Raw genomic sequence first — 20,891 nt, forward strand, 5'->3', positions numbered from 1 at the left:
ACGTTCTCAGATTCATCTGCGTCATTGATTTTAATGGTGGGCGCACTAGGGCTCGAACCTAGGACCCGCTGATTAAGAGTCAGCTGCTCTACCAACTGAGCTATGCGCCCGGAACCCGTTCCGGAAAGTCGTTGCGGGAGGCCGTCGTTTAGCAAAGCGACTCCCCTCTGTCCAGCAATGTGACGGAAGTTTTTTGCATTCGGACAGGAGATTTTCACAGGCTTCGCAGGCCCTCGCAAAGCGTCGCCCGGCATAGTCGTCGCCGGCCTGCGACCGGCAAGCGCACCGAATGAAATTATCGAATAGATTCAACTAAATAAGGCTTGAGCCCCGGATGCTGGCCATGCCGCGCCCGGGGCTCGTTCGATGAACCTTCGCTCGCGCCTGTCGCGCTGAGTGGCTTCAGAGACGGTCGGAGCCGCCGTCACGGTCCATGCCACGGCCGCGCTCATGGTCACCACGCTCGCCGTCGCGGTCGCGCCAGCCACCGAAACGATGATGGCCGCCGAAGCCACGGGTAAGGAATGCGAGCCGGCGCTTCTGGCCGTCGTCGAGGGTCTTGTAGAGCGGCTCGGCCGCATCGGCGATGCGCTTGAGGCCGGCGCCAGCGGTGGCCATGCGGTCGGCACGCTCGCGCAGCCGCACGATCGGATCCTCCGGCGGCGTCTTGTCGGCCGAGGCATTGGCACGGTCGATGCGCTGCTTGGCGAAGTCGCGCACCGCGCTCTCGATCGCCGGCCAGTTCTTCTCCTGCTCCGGCGTCAGCTTCAGTCCGGCCTTCACCGCCGCGATGCGGGCATCAACGAAGGCGAGCCGGTCCTCCGGGCTCATGCGGGACATGCCACCGCGCATGCCGTGCCAATCGCGGTGCTGGGCATAGACCGCGGACGTGCCGAGGAGCGCGAGCGCAGCCACGCCAGCGACAACAAACTTCTTCATGGGAACCTCCAGATGGCCGTGCGCCGCCTCAGGATCGGTTGCACACGATGGTCGATCGCCCCATGACAAAATGACCGCGCTGACGCGGCCAATCAACTTACGGTTTGGACAGGAAGATGGCTGGCCGTTCATCGGCATGGCGGACAATGGCCGTCAGCACCCGCCGCCCGGCCCGTCGCGCCGCACGCCCGCSGGGCGCGAGGCGCGACGGCCGGCGCTACATCATGCCGAGCGCGTGCGGCAGCCAGAGCGAAATCTCCGGCACATAGGTGACGAGCCCGAGGAACACCAGCATCGCCAGCAGCCAGGGCAGCACCGCTACCGTGATCTCGCTGATGCCCATCTTGGCGATGCTGCTGGCGATATAGAGGTTGAGCCCGACCGGCGGATGGCACAGGCCCACTTCCGTGTTGACGATCATCAGGATGCCGAGATGCACCGGGTTGACCCCGATCTTGGTCGCCAGCGGATAGAGGATCGGCGCCATGATCAGGAGGATCGACGATGGATCCATGACGTTGCCGGCGATCAGCAGCACGATGTTGACCACCAGCAGGAACATCCACAGGCTGAACTTCTGCTGCACGATCCACGCCGCCATCTCCTGCGGGATCTGCTCGTGGGTCATCAGGAACGAGAACAGCACCGCATTGGTGATGATATAGAGCAGCATCGAGCTCATGCTCGCCGCCTGCAGCAGCACCTTGGGCACGTCGGTGAGCCGCAGTTCCTTGTAGACGAACACCGTGATGACGAAGGCGTAGACCGCGGCGACGGCGGCGGCCTCCGTCGGCGTGAAGATGCCGCCATAGATGCCGCCGAGCACCATGACGATCAGCAGCAGGCCCCACAGGCTCTCGCGGAACGCGGTCCAGCGCTGGCGATAGGTCGCGCGCGGCATGCGCGGGTAGTCGTTGCGCCAGGCGATGAACCAGGTCACCGCCGCCAGCATGCAGGCGAGCAGGATGCCCGGCACGATGCCGGCGATGAACAGAGCACCGATCGAGGTGTTGGTGGAGACGCCGTAGAGCACGAGGATGATCGACGGCGGCACCAGGATCCCGAGCGCGCCGGAGGTCGAGATGACGCCGACGCCGAAGCGGCTGGGATAGCCGTGGTCGACCATCGCCGGCATCATGATCGAGCCGATCGCCACCACGGTGGCGACGCTGGAGCCGGAGATCGCCGCGAACATCGCGCAGGCGGCGACGCCGGCAAGGCCAAGGCCGCCGGGCAGATGGCCAACCAGCGACGTGGTGAAGGTGATCATCCGCCGCGCGACGCCGCCGCGGGTCAGGAAGGTGCCCGCGAGGATGAAGAACGGAATCGCCATGATGCCGAAGTTGTCGAGGCCGGAGAACAGCTTCAGCCCGACGCTCTCGATCGGCACCTCGGTCATGGTGAACAGGAAGGTGAGCACGGACAAGCCGAGCGCGATCGACACCGGCATGCCGGTGAGCATCAGCGCGAACAGCAGGCCGAAGATGATCAGCGCGGTCATCAGGCTTCTCCCACGCTGACGGGCGCCTTCGGCGCGGCCTCGATGCCGTCGACACTGGTGGCGTCATGGTGCGGCAACTCGCCGGTGCGCCAGTAAGCCCACGCCACCTGCAGGAAGCGGAAGCACATCAGGTACGATCCCAGCGGAATGCAGGCGTAGACCAGCCAGCTCGGCAGCTCGAGATCGGGCGACACCTGGTCGGTGCTCATCAGCTCGATGACGAACTTGCCGCCCATGGTGCCGACGATGGCGGTGAACAGCGCGCCGCCGAGCAGGCCGAAGGTGACGACGCCCTTGCGCCACTTGTCATTGAGGCGGTTGACCAGCACATCGACGCCGACATGGATGCCGGTACGCACGCCATAGGCGGCACCGAACTTGGCCATCCAGATGAACATGTAGATGCACAGCTCCTGCGCCCAGGAGATGTGGATGTTGATGAGATAGGGATAGAGCAAGGGAATGCCGGTGCCGAAGCGGTGCAGCACGGCGACGAAGATCAATAGCGTCGCCCCGCCCATCAGCGTGGCGATCATGATCTCCTCGAGGCGGTCGAGGATGCGCAGGATGATATTCAAGATTGTCCCCCAACGACGGCGCCGTCACGCCTTGTTCGCGCTCACGGCCACACGCCGCATCATCGAAGGTTGATCGTGATGTCGGTGGTGACGCCGGGCGCGCGATCGCGCCCGGCCTCGGATCGGGAGAGCCGTCAGTTGGTGGCGCCGCCTTCCTTGCGGAACTCGTCGACCAGAGACTTGCTGATGCGCGAGGCGACGTCGTTGTAGACCGGCTCCATGGCCTTGCGCATCGCCGCGTCCTGCTCCGGCGTCAGCTTGATCAGCTCGGTCTTGCCGGACTTGCGCATCTCCTCGAGCGCATCGTTGTTTTCCTGCGCCGAGCGGCCGTTGCCGAAGATGGTGGCTTCCTTCATCGCCTTGTCGAGCTGGGTGCGGACATCCGCCGGCAGGCCTTCCCAGAACTTCTTGTTCACCACCACCACATAGCCGATGTAGCCGTGGTTGGTCAGCGTGGTGTACTTCTGCACCTCGTGCATCTTCTGGGTCAGCATGTTGGACGGCGTGTTCTCCTGGCCGTCGACGACACCGGTCTGCAGCGCCTGGTAGACGTCGGAGAACGCCATCACCTGCGGCACCGCGCCGAGCGCGCGGAACTGGGCTTCCAGCACCTTGGACGACTGGATGCGGAACTTGAGGCCCTTGTAGTCTTCAGGCGCCACCAGCTTCCTGTTGGCGCTCATCTGCTTGAAGCCGTTGTCCCAGTAGGCGAGGCCGATCATGCCTTTCGGCTCCAGCAGCTTGAGCAGCCTGGCGCCGAGCGGACCGTCGGTGACCTTCCGCAGCGTGGCGAGGTCCGGCAGGATGTACGGCAGGTCGAACACCTCAAACTCCTTGATGCCGATCGGGCCGAACTTGGAATTCGACGGCGCCAGCATCTGCACGGCGCCGAGCTGCAGCGCCTCGAGCTCTTCCTTGTCCTTGTAGAGCTGGGAGTTCGGGTAGACCTCCACCTTGACCTTGCCGTCGGTGTACCTCTCGGCCAGCTCCTTGAACTTCTCGGCGGCGAGCCCCTTCGGGGTATCCGGCGCCACCACGTGACTGAACTTGATGACGATCGGCTGCTGTGCCACTGCCGGCCCGACCAGCGCGGCAAAGGCGACCGACACGGCCGCGAGCACGAGGTGTCGCATTTTCTTCTTCCTCCCACAGACTTGCTGCCAGGCAACGAGCGCCGCCGGCAAAATCGGTGGCACACCATTGCAAGCCACGGCCAAAAACACCATTGCCCGTTCGCAGGGGACATCTGTTTTTGTGCATCGCCCTTGTTGCGATGCAAAATATCCCGTGCCGTGGGTCAGGCGACGTCGAGCGGCCGTCCCCGCACGTTGGGGCCGAAGCCGGCGATGGCGATCACCACCACGGCCATCGCCGCGGTGATCAGGGCGAACACGCCGCCGACGCCGACCTCGCGCAGCATGTAGGCGACGATGAAGCCGGAGAACGTCGCGCTGAGGCGGCTCATCGAATACACGAGGCCGGCGGCGCGGGCGCGGATACGGGTGGGAAATACCTCGGTCTGGTAGGCATGGTAGGCGTAGGACATGGTCATGTTGGCCGCGGTGATGATCACCCCGCAGGCGATCAGCAGCACCGGATCGGCGAACTGGGCGAAGGCAATGCCGAAGATGCCGATCACCACCGCCGCGACGCTGATGATCCATTTGCGCTCGAAGCGGTCGGCGAAGCTTGCCGCCAGCAGCGGCGCCAGCGGATAGGCGATCGCGATGATGAAGGAATACTGCAGGCTCCTGGTGACGGTGATGCCCTTCTCCACCAGCAGCGTCGGCACCCAGTTGGCAAAGCCATAGACGCCGAAGGCCTGGCAGAGATTGAACACCATGAACAGGATCACCAGCGCGAGGTGCGGCGGCCGCAGCAGTTCGGCATATCCCGCCCGCGGCACCACCACGGGAGCTGCGGCTTCCGCCGCCCGCTCCCCCCGCAACGGAGACGATACCACGGCCCCGCCGCCGCCGGCCTCGATCGTCTGCAGGATAGCCAGCGCCTCCGCCGTGCGGCCGTTGCGGGCGAGCCACAGCGGGCTTTCCGGCACGAACAGCCTGAGCACCCAGATCACCATGCTGCCGGCGGCGCCGATCAGCACCACCCAGCGCCAGCCGTCGACGCCAGCCGGCGACAGCGGCACCAGCCACCACGACAGCAGTGCCACCACCGGCACCGCTGACAGCATCACCGCCTGGTTGACCGCGAAGGCGCGGCCACGCATCCGGCTCGGCACCAGCTCGGTGATGTAGGCATCGATGGTGATGATCTCGACTCCGAGGCCGATGCCGGCAAGGAAGCGCCACAGCAGCACGCCTTGCGCGCTCGTCTGGCACGCCATCACCACGGAGGCAGCGCTGTAGGCGAGCAGCGCATAGGTGAAGATGAAGCGGCGTCCGAAGCGATCCGCCAGGAAGCCGAGGAAGAACGTGCCGACGAACAGGCCGGCGAAGGTCGCCGCGATGAAGGCACCGATGCCGGAGAAGCCGAAGAACGCCTGGGTGGTGGCGGTCAGCAGCCCGCTGCGGGTCAGGCCCGGTGCGATATAGCCGGTGAAGAACAGGTCATAGATCTCGAACCAGCCGCCGAGCGACAGCAGGATCACCAGGCGCCAGAGGTAGCCAGACGCCGGCAGCCGCTCCAGCCGCTCGGCGATGGCATCCGTCCGTGCGGCGCGGGACGAGGGCGCCCTGGCAACATCGATGGCGGCGGCACTCATGCGGTCCTCCCGGCGACGGCGTGTCGCGTTTCCTTTAGTGGCCGGCCCGTCTGTCGCGGACCGTGTGGGCGTCATGTTGCCGCCGGCCTTCATAAAATCCAGACGAACATATCGATGGCTGCGTTCGAGAACTTCGAAGACGGCGGGGGGCCTCCTCCCCGCCGTGACATCGGCGCACCGTCCGGCAAGCCGGGCCACGCAATGATTACAGGGCCGGCTCGAGGCGCGCCCGATCGATATCGGGGCTGCGATAGAATTGTTCCGGCACACGCGCCAGCACCGAATCCGCAAGCTGAGGCCCAAGACCGTAGAACTTCTGAAAGCTCATGATCAGCGGCCGCCATTTGTCCGGATCGATCCGGTTCGCCTCCCCGATGGCAAGGATGGCGTCGTGCAGGTGGACACGCTGCACCCGCACCTCGATGCTGACCAGGTGCCCGCGAAACCGGGCATCGTCGTCGGCGACGCCATGCACCGCCTCGACGCTGGCCTCGAGCTGCACCGGGCACTCGAGCGCCCGCGGCGGCGCCACCGTCTCCGAACGGAGCGGCGTCAGTCCGGAAATCCCGAACTTGTCGCGCTCATGGCGATAGCCGCGGTGCATCTTGGCGGGCGGCACCGGGTCACAGCCGGTCGTCAGCGCCAGCCGATTGACCGCCGCGACCATGTCGTCACTCGGCAGGTTCAGTACGCATTGTCCGGTCCGGATCATGTTCTGGGTCGTCTTGGAGCCGGCATCGAGGCCGAGAATGCAGCGCCAGCCGAGCCAGAACGCAGACGACATCGGCGCGAGATTGGGAAAGCCGTCCTCGTTGAGGGAGCTGATCAACACAACGGGCGTACCGAAATACAGGATCGGAGGTTCATGGCTGCGCATGTGGTCTCTCGTGATGCATTGTTGAGCGGAGGAACGATGGTGAGATAAGGCAACCTCGCCGGCTCGCGACACCCGTTTCCCGACCGGCACGCTAGCCTCGCCGGCAGGCACCGTGTCCCGTTCGCGCCATCCGGCGCCGGGCCTGCGCCAGGATTCGGGAAGGGTGTCGGCGGTGTCGCCCTGGATGGACATTGCGCATGCCGAAGCCCGCACCGGCCCGCAAATCGGCCCCAATCTCCCCATTCTCTGGTCCAGCCCGCGGAGGCATGGGAGCATCGTCGGACCGCTCTTGCTGACCGGCGATCTTTCGTGACATGGATCGTGAACCAACCCGATCGAGATTTTTTGAGGAACTGGTGGTCAAGGCTGCGGACATGATGATCGCCCGGCGCGCGGATACCCAGGCGCGCGCCGATGTGGCGACCTGGAAGATGATGGCGAAGCTGAACGGTGCGGACGAGCTGCCGGCCGAAGCGCAGGGCTATCTCACACACTACCAGGCCCGGCTGCAGAGCACCTCCGAGGCGGAGGCGACGGACGCCACCATCGCACAGGTCTACCAGGACTATTATGCCGCGATGGGCGGCAGCGGCACCGCGCCGGTGCTGCCGAGCCCGTCGGTCGCCCCCGCCGCCAACAATGTCACCCCGTTCCAGCGGCCGAAGCCGCAGGCGGTGCCGCGGGTCAAGGCCACCATGGGAACAGGCCCGCGCCAGGACGGCGGCGCAGCCGGCAGGCCGCGGGTTCCGGCCTTCCTGATTTTCGTGCTGCTGGTGGTGATCGTCGCCGGCGCCAAGTACCTGCTAGGGCACTGAGAGACGGCGCGCCGCCGCCTCACAGCAGCTTGGCGTCCCAGGCGCCACGGCCGACCTGCTCGGCGATCAGGCGCAGCATCAATCGCTGCATCTCCTCCATGACATAGGTCGCCGGCCGGTTGCGCAGGCGACAGATGTACAGCGTGCGCGTCAGCTTCGGCTTGACCACCTCGCGCGCCACCAGCGTTCCCGCCTTGAGCTGCTCGCGCACGAACAGCCTGGTCGCGAGCGCGCAACCAAGCCCTGCGAGCAGCGCCCCGGTGATCGCCGACAGCGAGTTGAGGTGCAGCACCGCATTCGCCTCCAGCCGCTTCAGCGGCACGGGATCGTCGAGCAGCGCCCGCGACGACAGCCCCTGCCCGAGCAGGATGGTGGGCAGCCGCGCCATGTCGTCGAAGGCGATCGGCGCCTTGCTGCGGCCGATCACCTTCGGTGTGCCGACGCAGAACATCTGCTCCTCCAGCACCGGCTCGGCGACGAGATCCTTGTCGGCCGGCGGGTTGTAGACCAGCGCGAGATCGACCTGCGACGCCATCAGGTGCATCAGCGTCGCCCCCGACAGGCTCTCGGTCAGCGACAGCCTGAGGTCCGGATACTTCGCCAGCACCGTCTGCATCAGCGGCACGCCGATCGCCTTGACGCCGGAATTCGCCATGCCGATGGAAATCTCGCCGGTCATCGCCTGGGCGCCCTGGCGCACCTCGCGCTCGGCGTCCGACATCGCGCGCAGGATGACGCGGGCGTGCTCATAGAGCCGCTCGCCGGCGGCCGTCGGCTCCATGCCGCGCGGCTTGCGCTCGAACAGCGGCGTTGCGAACTCCGCCTCGAGGTTGGCGATGTGGTGGCTGATCGCCGACTGCGCCACATTGGTCTGGTCGGCGGCGCGGGAGAGATTGCGCTGCTCGTAGACGGCGATGAAGTAGCGGAGCTGGCGCGAATCCATCGGCGGCCTCTTGTCGTGGACGGCGCCCTGCCGCCCCGCGAATGCGTTCTAGGAGATCGAAGAGTGCGATCGACAGATTATATTTTTCAGAAGGCAGGCGGAAGCCTAGCGTGAACGGGCATCAACCGATCGCGGGGAACGCCCATGACAGACGCCGGACTGCCGCTCGCCGGGGTGCGGGTGGTCGAAATGACCCACATGGTGATGGGGCCGACCTGCGGCATGATCCTGGCGCAGCTCGGCGCCGAGGTGATCAAGGTCGAGCCGCCGGCCGGCGACAAGACCCGCACCCTCGGCGGCATGGGCCATGCCTTCTTCCCGCTGTTCAACCGTGGCAAGCGCAGCGTGGTGCTTGACCTCACAGTCGACGACGACCGCGACACGCTGCACCGCCTGCTCGCCACCGCCGACGTGTTCCTGGAAAACTTCCGCGACGGCCTGCTCGAGCGCCAGGGCATCGGCCTCGCGGCGCTGCGCCAGCGCCATCCGCATCTCATCATCGCCGGCCACAAGGGCTTTCTGTCCGGCCCCTACGAGCACCGCCCCGCCCTCGACGAGGTGGTGCAGATGATGACAGGTCTCGCTGCCATGACCGGCACGCGGGAGAAGCCGCTGCGGGTCGGCTCCTCCGCCAACGACATCATGGGCGGCATGTTCGGCGCCATCGCCATCCTCGCCGCGCTGTACCAGCGCCGCGACAGCCGCGCCGGCACCGACATCCGCGTCGGACTGTTCGAGAACTGTCTGTTCCTGGTGGCGCAGCACATGGTGCAGTACGAGATGACCGGCGAGAAGCCGCTGTCGATGCCCGAGCGCGAGCATGCCTGGCCGGTCTACGACATCTTCGACACCGCCGACGGCGAGCGCCTGTTCATCGGCGTCGTCACCGAAGGCCACTGGCAGAGCTTCTGCCGTGCGTTCCACCTGCAGGACCTCGCCGACGATCCCACGCTCGCAACCACCACCGACCGCATCCTCGCCCGCGGCCGCATCCTGCCGCGCGTCGCCGCCGAGCTCAAGCGCTGGACCACGGCGGACGCCATGGCAACGCTCGACCGCCTCAACATCTGCTTCTCGCCGATCAACCGCCCGGAAGACCTGTTCAGCGATCCGCATGTGCTGCGCCCCGGCGGCCTCGTCAACGCCACCCTGCCCGATGGCGCCGCAGTGCGCGTGCCGGCGCTGCCGCTGGAGTGGAACGGCCACAGCATCGGCGAGGGCCTGCACGTGCCCGCGCTCGGCGCCGACACCGCGGCGATCCGCGCCGAGATCGCTTCCACCACTCCCGCACCAGGGAGGCCGGCATGACCAGCCGTGATGCCATCTATCCGCGAAACGTGGTGACGCTGCGCGAGGTCGGGCTGCGCGATGGCCTGCAACTGGTGAAGACCTATCCCTCGACCGCGGCGAAGCAGCGCTGGGCGCGCGAGGAATACGCCGCCGGCGTGCGGCATTTCGAGGTCGGCTCGTTCCTGCCGGCGGCGCGGTTTCCGCAGTTCACCGACGTGCACGAGGTCGCCGCGGCGGTCGCCGCCCTGCCCGGAGCCCATGGCATCGCGCTGGCGCTCAACGAGCGTGGTGCGGATGAGGCACTCGCCGCCGGCGTCGCGGAGATCGCGGCGGTCGTGTCGGCAACCGAGGCGCACAGCGCAGCCAACGCGCGCCGCTCGCGCGACGAGGCCATCGCGCTGATCGCGCGGCTGTGCCGCCAGCGCAACGACAGCCCGCACAAGCCGCTGGTGCACGCGGGCATCTCGATGGCGCTCGGCTGCTCGATCACCGGCACGGTCGATCCGGACGAGGTATTGCGGCTCGTGGAGCGCTGTCTCGCCGCCGGCGTCGACGCCATCGGCATCGCCGACACCGTCGGCTATGCCGGGCCCGGACAAGTCGGCGAACTCACGGCCCGCACGGTCGCCCTCGCCGGCGACACGCCGGTCTGCGTCCACCTCCACGATACCCGCGGCATGGGCATCGCCAATGCCTCAGCCGCCCTCGACGCCGGCGCCCGCATTCTCGACGGCTCGCTCGGCGGCCTCGGCGGCTGCCCGTTCGCGCCCGGCGCCACCGGCAATGTGGTGTTCGAGGACCTCGTGTTCCTGTGCGAGAGCAAGGGATTTGCGACCGGCATCGACATCGACAGGCTGGTTGCGGTGCGCGCCATCCTGCAGGCCGAGATGCCCGGCGAGCCGCTCTACGGCGGCCTTGCACGGGCGGGATTGCCGAAGGGGTTTGTGGCGAAGGAGTGAAGAGCACGCCAGCGCGCCCCTCTTCCTTCGCGCCATGCCCGCGCACTCATCTCCTCATGGTGAGGAGCGGCCCAAAGGGCCGCGTCTCGAACCATGAGGCCAAGGCACGCAGCTGAACGCGGCGGAGCTCCAGCCTCATCCTGAGACGCCCGCTACGCGGGCTCCTCAGGATGAGGAGATAGATCAACCAACGAACAGGACGGATCGCGCTACCCGGCCATGACGTCGTGCGCGTTGGAGCGCAACGCCCCAACACGCGTTCGAAAGATCACCTCACGCCCCCGCCGCGTCGCGCTGGCGCTTCATGACGATCTTGTTGAGCGCCCCCAGATAGGCGTTGGCGGACGCCACCAGTGTATCGGGATCTGCGGCGCGCGAGGTCATGGCGCGGCCGTCTTCGGACAGACGCACCGAGACCTCGGCCTGTGCATCGGTGCCGCCGGTGACCGCGTGCACCTGGTAGAGCTCCAGCGCCGCGTGGTGCGGCACCAGCGCCTTGATAGCGTTGAATACCGCATCGACCGGGCCGTTGCCCTCCGCCTCCGTGGTGCGCACCTCGCCATCGACATCGAGCTTCATGGTGGCGCGCTGCGGGCCATGGGTGCCGGCGATCACGCTCAATGACTTCAGACGAATGCGATCGTGGGCCTGGGCGATATTCTGGTCGACCAGCGCCTCGATGTCCTCGTCGTGAATGTCCTTCTTGCGGTCGGCCAGCGCCTTCATGCGCGCGAACGCGTCCTCCAGCTGGTTCTCGCCGAGTTCGTAGCCCATCTCCTTCAGCTTGTGGATGAAGGCATGGCGGCCGGAGTGCTTGCCGAGCACCAGCGAGGACTGCCGCATACCGACGGAGGCCGGCGTCATGATCTCGTAGGTCTGCGCATTCTTGAGCACGCCGTCCTGGTGGATGCCGCTCTCGTGGGCGAACGCGTTGCGGCCGACGATCGCCTTGTTGTACTGCACCGGGAACGAGGTCGCCGCCGCGACCAGCTTGGACACCCGCGTCAGCATGGTGGTGTCGATCGCGTTCCAGAACGGAAACGCGTCGTTGCGCACGTTCATCGCCATCACCACCTCTTCGAGCGCGGCGTTGCCGGCGCGCTCGCCGATGCCGTTGATGGTGCATTCGACCTGACGCGCGCCGCCCATGACGCCGGCGAGCGAGTTGGCCACCGCCATGCCCAGGTCGTTGTGGCAATGCACCGAGAACACTGCCTTGTCGGCGTTCGGCACCCGCTCGCGCAGGTTGCGCATCAGCGCCTCGTACTCAGCCGGCGTGGTGTAGCCGACAGTGTCGGGAATGTTGATGGTGGTGGCGCCGGCCTTGATCACCGCCTCGACGATGCGACACAGGTAGTCGAGCTCACTGCGGGTGCCGTCTTCCGCCGACCATTCGACATTGTCGATCTGGTTGCGCGCGCGGGTGACGCTGGCGACCGAGATGTCCAGCACCTCCTCCGGCGTCTTCGCCAGCTTGACCTTCATGTGCAGCGGCGAGGTCGCAATCACGATGTGGACGCGGCCGCGTTTCGCCACCTTCACGGCCGCGGCACAGCGGTCGATATCGTTGGGATGGGCACGCGCGAGCCCGGCGATCACCGCGTTCCTGGTGCGGCGGCCGATCTCCTGCACGGCCTGGAAGTCACCTTCCGAGGTACTGGGAAAGCCGGCCTCGATGATATCGACACCCATGGTGTCGAGGGCCTCGGCGACCTCCAGCTTCTCCTCGAAGGTCATGGTCGCGCCGGGGCACTGCTCGCCGTCGCGCAAGGTCGTATCGAAGATGACGACACGGTCCTTGTCGGAGCGAGCGGGAGCGACGGTCGAATGGTCGGTCGTTGAAACGGTCATGGCTGGGTCCTTGCTTCTCTTGCGCCGGTCTGTTGGGCGCCTTCAGGGGTGTTGGCCTTCCAAATCCCCTGAACGCCCAGGCACAAGTGCCCAGCCGGCATTCAGGGGCCGCTAAGAAGCAGGAGGCCGAGAAGCGGGAGGGCAAGGACGGCGCGCGACGCGGCAGCACCCGGCGCGGCGGCGAAAGCCACCGGACCGGCGTCGTGCTGGATGTCGTTGCGCGAGGTCATGTCAGTTCAGTCGAAACCAGAATTGGTTCACAGCAATGAAGTTGAGACGTTCAGACGCCGCAGCCGGTGAATTCTCTCCTCATGGCGAGGAGGCGCGGAGCGCCGTCTCGAACCATGAGGCCACCGGCGGCAGCCTTGTCGACCTCATCCTTCGAGACGCCCGCGTTGCGGGCTCCTCAGGATGAGGAGAGAGGCGGCACGCCGCGAACGACGCGCCTGCCCTGTTCAGTGCGCCGCCGCGGCCGGAGCGACGTGGGCGTTCTGCTCGTCGCGCTGCTGCTTCATCACCAGCTTGTTGAGCGCGCCGAGATAGGCGTTGGCGGACGCGACCAGCGTATCCGGATCGGCGGCGCGGGCGGTCATCGAGCGGCCGTTGTGCGACAGGCGGACCGAAACCTCGGCCTGCGCGTCGGTGCCTTCGGTGACCGCATGCACCTGATACAGTTCGAGCTTGGCGTCGTGCGGCACCAGTGACTTGATGCAGTTGAACACCGCGTCGACCGGGCCGTTGCCTTCGGCTTCCTCGATCTTGATCTGGCCTTCGACGTCCAGCTTCATGGTGGCGCGCTGCGGGCCGTGGGTGCCGGCGATCACGGTCAGCGACAGCAGGCGGATGCGGTCGTTGGCATGCACCAGCTTCTCGTCGACCAGCGCCTCGATGTCCTCGTCGTAGATGTGCTTCTTGCGGTCGGCCAATGCCTTGAAGCGCACGAAGGCGTCTTCCAGCTGGTTGCCGGTGATCTTGTGTCCCAGCTCTTCCAGCTTGTGGATGAAGGCATGGCGGCCGGAGTGCTTGCCCATCACCAGCGAGGTCTGCTTTACGCCGACCGTCTCCGGCAGCATGATCTCGTAGGTCTGGGCGTTCTTCAGCATGCCATCCTGATGGATGCCGCTCTCGTGGGCGAACGCGTTGCGGCCGACGATCGCCTTGTTGTACTGCACCGGGAACGAGGTCGCCGCCGACACCACCTTCGAGGCATGGGTCAGCAGGGTCGAATCGATCTTGGTCCAGAACGGCAGCTTGTCGTTGCGCACCCGCATCGCCATCACGACTTCTTCCAGCGCGGCGTTGCCGGCGCGCTCGCCGATGCCGTTGATGGTGCATTCGATCTGGCGGGCGCCGGCGCGCACGCCGGCCATCGAGTTGGCGACCGCCATGCCCAAGTCGTTGTGGCAGTGCACGGAGAACACCGCCTGGTCGGAGTTCGGCACGTTCTCGCGCACGCGCTTGAACAGGTCGAAGTATTCTTCCGGCACGCTGTAGCCGACGGTGTCCGGGATGTTGATGGTGGTGGCGCCGGCCTTGATGGCGGCCTCGACGCAGCGGCACAGGAAGTCAAACTCGGTGCGGGTGCCGTCCTCCGACGACCACTCGACATTGTCGACATGGTTGCGGGCGCGCGTCACCGAGGAGATCACCAACTCGTAGACGTCCTTGGGGTCCATCTGCAGCTTGTACTTCATGTGCACCGGCGAGGTGGACAGGAAGGTATGGATGCGGCCGCGCTTCGCCGGCTTGATCGCCTCGGCGCAGCGGTCGATGTCCTTGGCGCCGGCGCGCGACAGGCCGCACACCACGGCATTCTGGGTGCGCTTGGCGATTTCGTTGACCGCCTCGAAGTCGCCATCGGACGCGATCGGGAAGCCCGCCTCGATGACATCGACGCCCATGGTGTCGAGCAGCGCCGCGATGTTCAGCTTCTCCTCGAAAGTCATGGTCGCGCCGGGGCACTGCTCGCCGTCGCGCAGCGTGGTGTCGAAAATGATGACGCGGTCTTGATCCGAGGGGGCGGCGGCGGCGGGGCTGGTCATTGGCTGGTCCTTAAGGTCTTGCGCCGGGATCGCGGATCGATCGTTTGAAGGCGCTGTCGGGGTTGCTTCGTCTTCAGTCCCCCTGAGTGCCCAGGCGCAAAAGCCCAGCCGGCCTCAGGGGCCAGTAAGCAGCAGAAGCTCGCCAAGAATGAGGTCGGCCCGCGCGGCAGCGGCGCGGCCGGCGGCGAATGCCACCTTCCCGTCCAGCCCCTGCAATGCGCAGCTCATCGTCATACTCGCGTCCCGTGACACCGGAGTGTTGCCGACAACCGTTGACAGTTGGTTGCCGGACCGGCGCGCAACCGTTGTAGACGAGGACCGCGACGCGCCGCAACGCCAAATAATCGGTCAGTATCACTGCCTTATATCACCTGCCATGCCGGGTCGGCGGATGATCCGGTGTCGAATACTTAAGTCACGACTTGACAATTGACGGTCCGTCGCCAATACTCAAGTCCATGCTTAAGTATCAGGACATCGACACCACTCTTCGCGCCCTCGCCGAGCCGACCCGGCGGGCGATCGTCGAGCGCCTGAGCACCGGCCCGGCCACCGTCAGCGACCTCGCCGCGCCGTTCGACATGAGCTTTGCCGCCGTGGTCCAGCACCTCCAGGTGCTGGAGGGCAGCGGACTGATCCGCAGCGAGAAGGTCGGCCGGGTCCGCACCTGCCGGCTGGAGCCGGCAGGCCTTGCGCCCCTCGCCGACTGGGTGGCGCAGCGTCGCGCCTTCATGGAGCAGCGCTTCGACCGCCTCGGCGCATTGCTCAACGAAACCGACCCGCCGGCTCCGGCCGACGAGTCCTGATCCCCGCACCTTTCACCCTTCGAAAAGTCCCCTGCGTAACCTCAAGGACATCCCATGAGTGAGCCGACCGCGACTGCCACCAATCCCGATCTCGTGATCCACTCGACCTTCACGCTGGAGCGCCGCTACCCCCAGGCGCCGGCGCGGGTGTTCTTCGCCCATGCCGACGCGGCGATGAAGCGCCGCTGGTTCACCGACGGCGAGGGCTGGGAGATCTTCAGCTACGCGCTCGACTTCCGCGTCGGCGGCATCGAGAGCTCACGCTTCAGCTTTCAGGGCGGTCCGGAGATCACCTACGACTCCGTCATCCAGGATATCGTGACTGACCGCCGCATCGTATTCGCCTACCGCATGACGGTGGCGGGCGCGCCGATCTCGGCGTCGCTGTCGACCATCGAGTTCAAACCCGATGGCCGCGGCACGTTGATGCGCTACACCGAGCAGGGCACCTATTTCGGCGATCCCAACGCGCCGGCGGGACGCGAGCATGGCTCGCGCGAACTGCTGGAGAAACTCGCCGCGGAGCTCGACCGCACATCGTGAGCGACACCCGCACAGCAGCGTGATAGCTGCTGTGAAGATGAGCGCTTCTACATATGCAGCGTCATCACCGGGCCGACGCGTAGCGTCGAGACCCGGTGATCCAGCTTAAGAGCTTTTGTGACGCTGCAACAAGCTGGATTGCCGGGTCAAGCCCGGCAATGACGCGGTAAGTGTGGCTGGCGCCCAAAGTCAACCGCATCAGTGGATCGCGGCATACATGATCTTTTCCTCGGTCGCCTCCGACGCGGAGAATTCCTCGACCACCTTGCCCTGTCGGCACACCAGGATGCGGTCGGACAGTGCCAGGACTTCCGGCAGGTAGGACGAGATCACCACCACCGCCTTGCCTTCGTCGGCGAGGCGGTTGATCAGCTCGTGGATCTCGACGATGGCGCCGACGTCGACGCCGCGGGTCGGCTCGTCGAAGATGATCAGGTCCGGCTCCTGCACCAGCGACTTGGCGATCACCACCTTCTGCTGGTTACCGCCAGACAGTTCGACCACCTTCGCCTTGCTGCCGATCGCCCGCACGTTCAGCCGCGCGATCCAGCTGCCGCCGGCGTCCTGTGCCTCGCGTCCCGACAGCAGGAAGCGGCCGCCGGGAAACTTGGCAAGCAGCCCGAGATAGATGTTGCGGGCGATCGACATCGTCTCGAAGAAGCCCTCGACCTTGCGGTCCTCGGTGACATAGGCGACGCCGGCCTGAACCGCCGGCGCCGGCACGCGGTAGCGCACCGCCTTGCCGCGCAGCAGGATCTCGCCGCCATGGAAGAAGTCGCGCTTGAGCACGCCGGCAACGATCTTGAAGGTTTCGGTGCGGCCGGCGCCGACAAGGCCGAACACCCCGGTGATCTGGCCTGCGAACACCGACAGCGAATTGTTCTTCACCATCGGCGCCATCTTGAGGTTCTGCACCGTCAGCACCCGCTCGCCGGCAGAGCGCACCTGCGTCTTGCGGGAACCATAAAGCGTGTTCGACAGGTCGCGCCCGACCATCGCCTGCACGATGCGGGCGCGATCGAACGCCGCCGCGTCGTCGGTGACCACATGCTTGCCGTCGCGCAGCACGGTGATGCGGTCGGCGAGCAGCAGCGCCTCCTCCAGCGCGTGCGAGATGAAAACGATCGAGACGCCGCGCGTCTTGAGGTCGCGCACGAGATCGAAGAAGTAGCTCTTCTCCTCCGGCGTCAGGGTCGCGGTCGGCTCGTCGAACACGATCACCTGGGCCTGGTGCAGCACCGCACGGGCGATCTCGACCATCTGCTTCTTGGCGGCGCCGAGCAGCCCGACCGTCGCGGTCGGCGTGACGTCGAAGTTGAGCGACTGCAGGAACTGCTGCGCCGCGATGTAGATGCCGCGCAGGCGGTTGTAGAACTTCTCCTGGCCGAGAAACAGGTTCTGCGCCACCGTCATGGTCGGCACCAGGCTATTCTCCTGAAACACCATGGCGATGCCGAGATGGCGCGCCTCCAGTGGCGTGCGCGGCGTCACCTCAACACCGTTGACCAGCATGGTGCCTGAGGTCAGCGCCACCACACCGGCCATCGCCTTGGTCAGCGTCGACTTGCCGGCGCCGTTCTCGCCGACCAGCGCATGGATCTCGCCGCGGCGGAGCGCGAAATCCACCCCGTCGATCGCCGGCACGCCGGCATAGAGCTTCGTGGCCTTGCGGAATTCGACGACGTTGTCGGTCATGCGCCGCACTCCCTCTGCAGCGTTGCGAGCGGCAGCCGCAGCAGCCGGCCCGGCCCCTTGGCGAGCACATAGAGCGCGTCCCCCGCCTCGACCGCGGCGACCACGCCATGGTTGCTGCCGTCGACCCGGCTGTGCAGCGACATCTGCGGTACACCCTGAGCATTGAGGCGGATGACAAGGCCATAGGAGCGCGGCGGCGCCCACGGCTTGACCACGCCCATGGTCTTGAGATGCGCGCCCTGCATCGGCTCGCGGAACGAGTGCCCCGAGCGCAGCCGTGGCACGATCCAGTCCTGCGGATCGAGCTCCTGCATCATCCGCCGCCGATAGCCGGCCTCGCGCAGCACGAACTCGACGAGCTGGGTGCGCGCGGTGAACGCCGTCAGCCAGAAGCCACCGTCGGCGGCACGCGACAGCCGCGACGGATACACCGGCAGATGGTCCAGCACCGGCCGCACCGCGCCGCCATCGGCAACCGCAATCAGCCGGTGCCGCCAGCTCTCGCTGACCAGCACATCCGCGCCATCGGCGGCGACGCCGAACGCGTAGCGCAGGCCGTCGGCAATGACGCGCACTGAACGTGTCGGCAGATCGATCGCCACCAGCCGCCCGGTCCGCCCGCGGTTCATCAGGTCGTGCGCCCAGTCGCCAACCGATTGCTCGGTCGAGCCCTCGGTCGCCAGCAGCGTGCCGGCGGGCCCCTGCGCCAGCGCGTTGACGGCCCGCAAGCCCTCGGGCACCAGCGGCGCACGGCGATCCTCGCCGGTCGCGGGATCGATCAGATGGATTTCGCGCCCATCCACCGCGACCGCCAGCGCTCCGTCGACGCAGGCGCAGATCGCGGTGAGCGGGCGCTCGAACCGACGAACCTCGTGCAGCGCGCCACTGTCGAGGCGCAGCACACGATCGCCATCCGCGACCAGGAGCACGCCGCCACCGACGGCGAGATCCTCCATCGTGGCCGACGTCGCCACCACCTCGGCCTCCTCAAGACGCTGGTTCGGCTTCAGCGCCCCGTCGAACGGCGGCACGGTGATCGCGGCGTCGCCACGGCCGAGCAGATGGTTGGTCAGGGTTCGCAGCGCCGCGATCATGACTGCTTCCCCCAGCGGCGGTCGTACTGCACGAAGTTCGGGTCGGCGTCGGCGAGCTTGTAGCGGCCGATGCGGTTGTTGGCGATGCCGCCGAGATAGAGGTAGCCGCGGTGCTCGCGCATCGAGGTGATCATCGGATGGTTGAGGCCGGCGAGGTCCCAGAACGATTCCAGCACCTCGCCCTTCTCGTTGAACTTGAGCACGCAGCCGGTGTTGATGTTGGGGAACAGCCATTCGTCGAGCGGCAGCCGCTTGCCCATGCGCCGGCGGAAGCCCGGCATCCGCCAGGCGAGGTCGAGCGCCGGCGAGCGCATGCCGACCAGCGCCAGCCAGTAGTTGCCATCGGAGGCGAGATTGATGTTGTCCGGGAAGCCCGGCAGGTTGTCCATCACCGTTTCGACCGTGCCCTGTTTCGGGCCATCGAACCAGTAGCGCTTGACCGAGCAGCCCCAGGTCTCGGCGAACAGGATCGACTGGCGGTCGCTGGCGATGCAGATGCCGTTGGGGAATTTGAGGCCGCGCAGCACCGTGCGCGTGGTCTTGCGCCCGGGATCGTAGCAGATGATGCGGCCGTTGCCGCGCGCCTCCAGCCCGTCCACCGGCCACTCGTGCATCTCGTAGCGGACGGTCGCCTCGGAGAAGAAGATGCGGCCGTCGTCGGCGATGTCGAGGTCATCGGCGAGCCGCAGCCGGCTGTCGTCGTTCACCGAAGTGAGGCTGCGGTTGGTCTCGTCGGTGGCCTTCTCGATCTTGCGATCCGGCGCGATGCGGTAGAGCCCCATGCCGCCGATGCAGCAGTAGAGATTATCGTTGCGGTCGAACGCCATGCCGAGCGGCTGGCCGCCGATGTGAGCGAACACTTCCATCTGCTGATAGTCGGGAGCAAGGAAGCGCACGATGTCGCCATGGCGCGAGCCGGCGTAGAGGTTGTCGTGGCGATCGAGGATGACGTCCTCCGGCGCCTCGATGCGGCCGAGCCCGATCAGCTCGACGTCGCGCAGCTTGTCGTTCTGCTCGAACGGCCCGCCGGCCCCCACCGCGGTCGGCGGCGGAGGCGGCAGCGCGTGGTAGGTCGGGCTGACATAGACCTTGCTGATGATACGTGTGCGGTTCTTCAGCCAGCGGATGTCGATGACAGCGGCGACCAGCAGGATGGCGGCGAGCACCATGCGGTTGAAGCCGCCGCGCACCGACAGCGTCGTCAGGCCGTTGGTGACCAGCAGCACGATCAGCGTGCCCGCCAGCGCCTTGGCCACCGAGCCGTTGCCGCCGCCGAGCGTGATGCCGCCGAGCACGGTCGCGGTCAGCACCGTGACCTCGAGACCGACGCCGACGTCGCCGCCGACGGTGCCGAGCCGCGCGGCGAAGAACAGCGCGCCGGTCGCGGTCAGCACGCCACTGGCCACGTAGCACAGCGCGATCGTGCGCCGCACCGGGATGCCGGAGTTGTAGGCCGAGCGGCGCGAGCCGCCGATCGCGGTGATGTGCCAGCCGGGGCGCAGGCGGGTGAGGAAGACATGGCCGAACACGGCGACCACGATGTACACCAGCGCGACGCTGGGCACGCCCAGCACGTCGCCGCCGCCGATGAAATCCCACGACGGAAAGTCGGGAAACGCCGCCGCGATCTTGTTGGAGTTGTTGACCAGCAGGAGATCGTAGGTCGAGCGATAGATGATCAGGGTGATCAGCGTGGTGATGAACGCGCGCAGGCGCAGGTAGCCGATCAGGAAGCCGTTGACTGCCCCCAGCACCGCGCCGCAGGCGAGCGTCGCCGCGATCACCGCCGGCACCGGCCAGTTCAGCACGTCGAGGCAGTACAGCGCACAGAAGTCGCACAGCGCGAACATCGAGCCTACCGACAGATCGATGCCGCCGACGATGACCACCAACGCCATGCCGAGCACGACGAAGCCGATCTCGCCGGCCTGCCGCGCGGTGTCGGCAAGCCCGGCCGGCGACAGGAAGCCGTCGATCACCCGGCTGAGCACGATGCCGACGATCAACAGCACGATCACCGGGATCGCGGTCTCGGTCCAGCGCTTGGAGAGGATCTCGCCGAGAAGGTGGTCCGGCCAGTACCGGGATTTGAAACGGACGAACGCTTCCTGCATCGGCATTCCCAGAGGCTAGGTCTGTGGACGTATCTTTGCGTCATTCCGGATGCCGCACAGCGGCGATCCGGAATCTCGTCGGGGACGACCGGCGCCTCCCCACACGTCTCGGCATTCCG

17 protein-coding genes and 1 tRNA gene are annotated in these 20,891 nt (G+C 66.6%); 5 read left to right on the forward strand and 13 right to left on the reverse strand.

Going from position 1 to position 20,891, the window contains the following annotated elements:
* Window positions 1–34: 34 nt before the first annotated feature.
* From AB4Z37_RS09365 to AB4Z37_RS09395, 7 genes are all read right to left on the reverse strand, one after another.
* A tRNA-Lys gene (locus AB4Z37_RS09365) sits at window positions 35–110 on the reverse strand.
* Between the two features lie 292 nt (window positions 111–402).
* Window positions 403–939 carry a Spy/CpxP family protein refolding chaperone gene (locus AB4Z37_RS09370; protein WP_441516437.1) on the reverse strand — a complete coding sequence of 179 codons (537 nt, stop codon included), beginning with the start codon at window positions 937–939 and terminating at the stop codon, window positions 403–405.
* 217 nt (window positions 940–1,156) lie between these two features.
* Window positions 1,157–2,440, reverse strand: a complete 1,284-nt coding sequence (locus tag AB4Z37_RS09375; protein WP_441516438.1) for a TRAP transporter large permease — start codon at window positions 2,438–2,440, stop codon at window positions 1,157–1,159.
* Window positions 2,440–3,012, reverse strand: coding sequence for a TRAP transporter small permease (locus tag AB4Z37_RS09380; protein WP_441516481.1), 573 nt, complete (start codon window positions 3,010–3,012; stop codon window positions 2,440–2,442). The genes AB4Z37_RS09375 and AB4Z37_RS09380 overlap by 1 nt, the downstream gene beginning before the upstream one ends.
* Window positions 3,013–3,152: 140 nt before the next feature.
* Complete coding sequence (locus tag AB4Z37_RS09385) at window positions 3,153–4,151, reverse strand: TRAP transporter substrate-binding protein (RefSeq protein ID WP_441516439.1); 999 nt, start codon at window positions 4,149–4,151, stop codon at window positions 3,153–3,155.
* A gap of 164 nt (window positions 4,152–4,315) precedes the next feature.
* On the reverse strand, window positions 4,316–5,743 hold the full coding sequence (locus AB4Z37_RS09390) for an MFS transporter (RefSeq protein ID WP_441516440.1): 1,428 nt from the start codon (window positions 5,741–5,743) through the stop codon (window positions 4,316–4,318).
* Window positions 5,744–5,948: 205 nt separating this feature from the next.
* Window positions 5,949–6,620, reverse strand: a complete 672-nt coding sequence (locus AB4Z37_RS09395; RefSeq protein ID WP_441516441.1) for a flavin reductase family protein — start codon at window positions 6,618–6,620, stop codon at window positions 5,949–5,951.
* 356 nt (window positions 6,621–6,976) lie between these two features.
* On the opposite strand from AB4Z37_RS09395, the gene AB4Z37_RS09400 reads away from it, so the two are divergent.
* Window positions 6,977–7,435: a hypothetical protein gene (locus AB4Z37_RS09400; protein WP_441516442.1), complete on the forward strand. Its 459-nt coding sequence runs from the start codon at window positions 6,977–6,979 to the stop codon at window positions 7,433–7,435.
* Between the two features lie 19 nt (window positions 7,436–7,454).
* On the opposite strand, the gene AB4Z37_RS09405 is transcribed toward AB4Z37_RS09400, so the two are convergent.
* Window positions 7,455–8,378, reverse strand: coding sequence for a LysR family transcriptional regulator (locus tag AB4Z37_RS09405; protein ID WP_441516443.1), 924 nt, complete (start codon window positions 8,376–8,378; stop codon window positions 7,455–7,457).
* Window positions 8,379–8,522: 144 nt separating this feature from the next.
* Between AB4Z37_RS09405 and AB4Z37_RS09410 the strand changes: the two genes are divergently transcribed.
* Window positions 8,523–9,686 (forward strand): CaiB/BaiF CoA transferase family protein, encoded by a 1,164-nt coding sequence (locus AB4Z37_RS09410; protein ID WP_441516444.1) that lies wholly within the window; start codon window positions 8,523–8,525, stop codon window positions 9,684–9,686.
* Window positions 9,683–10,627: a hydroxymethylglutaryl-CoA lyase gene (locus AB4Z37_RS09415; protein ID WP_441516445.1), complete on the forward strand. Its 945-nt coding sequence runs from the start codon at window positions 9,683–9,685 to the stop codon at window positions 10,625–10,627. Before AB4Z37_RS09410 ends, AB4Z37_RS09415 begins: the two co-directional genes overlap by 4 nt.
* Before the next feature lie 273 nt (window positions 10,628–10,900).
* Here AB4Z37_RS09415 and AB4Z37_RS09420 read toward each other — a convergent pair whose 3' ends face one another.
* The gene (locus AB4Z37_RS09420) at window positions 10,901–12,478 is read right to left on the reverse strand and encodes a 2-isopropylmalate synthase (RefSeq protein WP_441516446.1); all 1,578 of its coding nucleotides are present in this window, start codon (window positions 12,476–12,478) and stop codon (window positions 10,901–10,903) included.
* A gap of 455 nt (window positions 12,479–12,933) precedes the next feature.
* Complete coding sequence (locus AB4Z37_RS09425) at window positions 12,934–14,520, reverse strand: 2-isopropylmalate synthase (RefSeq protein ID WP_441516447.1); 1,587 nt, start codon at window positions 14,518–14,520, stop codon at window positions 12,934–12,936.
* A gap of 458 nt (window positions 14,521–14,978) precedes the next feature.
* On the opposite strand from AB4Z37_RS09425, the gene AB4Z37_RS09430 reads away from it, so the two are divergent.
* Window positions 14,979–15,326: an ArsR/SmtB family transcription factor gene (locus tag AB4Z37_RS09430; protein ID WP_441516448.1), complete on the forward strand. Its 348-nt coding sequence runs from the start codon at window positions 14,979–14,981 to the stop codon at window positions 15,324–15,326.
* Window positions 15,327–15,380: 54 nt separating this feature from the next.
* On the forward strand, window positions 15,381–15,869 hold the full coding sequence (locus tag AB4Z37_RS09435; RefSeq protein ID WP_441516449.1) for an SRPBCC family protein: 489 nt from the start codon (window positions 15,381–15,383) through the stop codon (window positions 15,867–15,869).
* Window positions 15,870–16,067: 198 nt separating this feature from the next.
* Here the strand turns inward: AB4Z37_RS09435 and AB4Z37_RS09440 are convergent, their stop codons facing one another.
* From AB4Z37_RS09440 to AB4Z37_RS09450, 3 genes are read right to left on the reverse strand one after another with little or no spacing between them, the layout of a single operon-like run.
* Window positions 16,068–17,564 carry a sugar ABC transporter ATP-binding protein gene (locus tag AB4Z37_RS09440; protein WP_441516450.1) on the reverse strand — a complete coding sequence of 499 codons (1,497 nt, stop codon included), beginning with the start codon at window positions 17,562–17,564 and terminating at the stop codon, window positions 16,068–16,070.
* The gene (locus AB4Z37_RS09445; protein WP_441516451.1) at window positions 17,561–18,658 is read right to left on the reverse strand and encodes an SMP-30/gluconolactonase/LRE family protein; all 1,098 of its coding nucleotides are present in this window, start codon (window positions 18,656–18,658) and stop codon (window positions 17,561–17,563) included. Before AB4Z37_RS09445 ends, AB4Z37_RS09440 begins: the two co-directional genes overlap by 4 nt.
* Window positions 18,655–20,778 carry an ABC transporter permease gene (locus AB4Z37_RS09450; RefSeq protein WP_441516452.1) on the reverse strand — a complete coding sequence of 708 codons (2,124 nt, stop codon included), beginning with the start codon at window positions 20,776–20,778 and terminating at the stop codon, window positions 18,655–18,657. Before AB4Z37_RS09450 ends, AB4Z37_RS09445 begins: the two co-directional genes overlap by 4 nt.
* Window positions 20,779–20,891 lie beyond the last annotated feature (113 nt).

Source organism: Bradyrhizobium sp. 2TAF24 (assembly GCF_052115025.1).
GTDB lineage: Bacteria > Pseudomonadota > Alphaproteobacteria > Rhizobiales > Xanthobacteraceae > Bradyrhizobium_A.

Coding starts and splice junctions, on each gene's coding strand:
- AB4Z37_RS09370 (WP_441516437.1), bottom strand. CDS start 939: ATGAAGAAGTTTGTTGTCGCTGGCGTGGCTGCGCTCGCGCTCCTCGGC.
- AB4Z37_RS09375 (WP_441516438.1), bottom strand. CDS start 2,440: ATGACCGCGCTGATCATCTTCGGCCTGCTGTTCGCGCTGATGCTCACC.
- AB4Z37_RS09385 (WP_441516439.1), bottom strand. CDS start 4,151: ATGCGACACCTCGTGCTCGCGGCCGTGTCGGTCGCCTTTGCCGCGCTG.
- AB4Z37_RS09390 (WP_441516440.1), bottom strand. CDS start 5,743: ATGAGTGCCGCCGCCATCGATGTTGCCAGGGCGCCCTCGTCCCGCGCC.
- AB4Z37_RS09395 (WP_441516441.1), bottom strand. CDS start 6,620: ATGCGCAGCCATGAACCTCCGATCCTGTATTTCGGTACGCCCGTTGTG.
- AB4Z37_RS09405 (WP_441516443.1), bottom strand. CDS start 8,378: ATGGATTCGCGCCAGCTCCGCTACTTCATCGCCGTCTACGAGCAGCGC.
- AB4Z37_RS09410 (WP_441516444.1), top strand. CDS start 8,523: ATGACAGACGCCGGACTGCCGCTCGCCGGGGTGCGGGTGGTCGAAATG.
- AB4Z37_RS09415 (WP_441516445.1), top strand. CDS start 9,683: ATGACCAGCCGTGATGCCATCTATCCGCGAAACGTGGTGACGCTGCGC.
- AB4Z37_RS09420 (WP_441516446.1), bottom strand. CDS start 12,478: ATGACCGTTTCAACGACCGACCATTCGACCGTCGCTCCCGCTCGCTCC.
- AB4Z37_RS09425 (WP_441516447.1), bottom strand. CDS start 14,520: ATGACCAGCCCCGCCGCCGCCGCCCCCTCGGATCAAGACCGCGTCATC.
- AB4Z37_RS09430 (WP_441516448.1), top strand. CDS start 14,979: ATGCTTAAGTATCAGGACATCGACACCACTCTTCGCGCCCTCGCCGAG.
- AB4Z37_RS09435 (WP_441516449.1), top strand. CDS start 15,381: ATGAGTGAGCCGACCGCGACTGCCACCAATCCCGATCTCGTGATCCAC.
- AB4Z37_RS09440 (WP_441516450.1), bottom strand. CDS start 17,564: ATGACCGACAACGTCGTCGAATTCCGCAAGGCCACGAAGCTCTATGCC.
- AB4Z37_RS09445 (WP_441516451.1), bottom strand. CDS start 18,658: ATGATCGCGGCGCTGCGAACCCTGACCAACCATCTGCTCGGCCGTGGC.
- AB4Z37_RS09450 (WP_441516452.1), bottom strand. CDS start 20,778: ATGCCGATGCAGGAAGCGTTCGTCCGTTTCAAATCCCGGTACTGGCCG.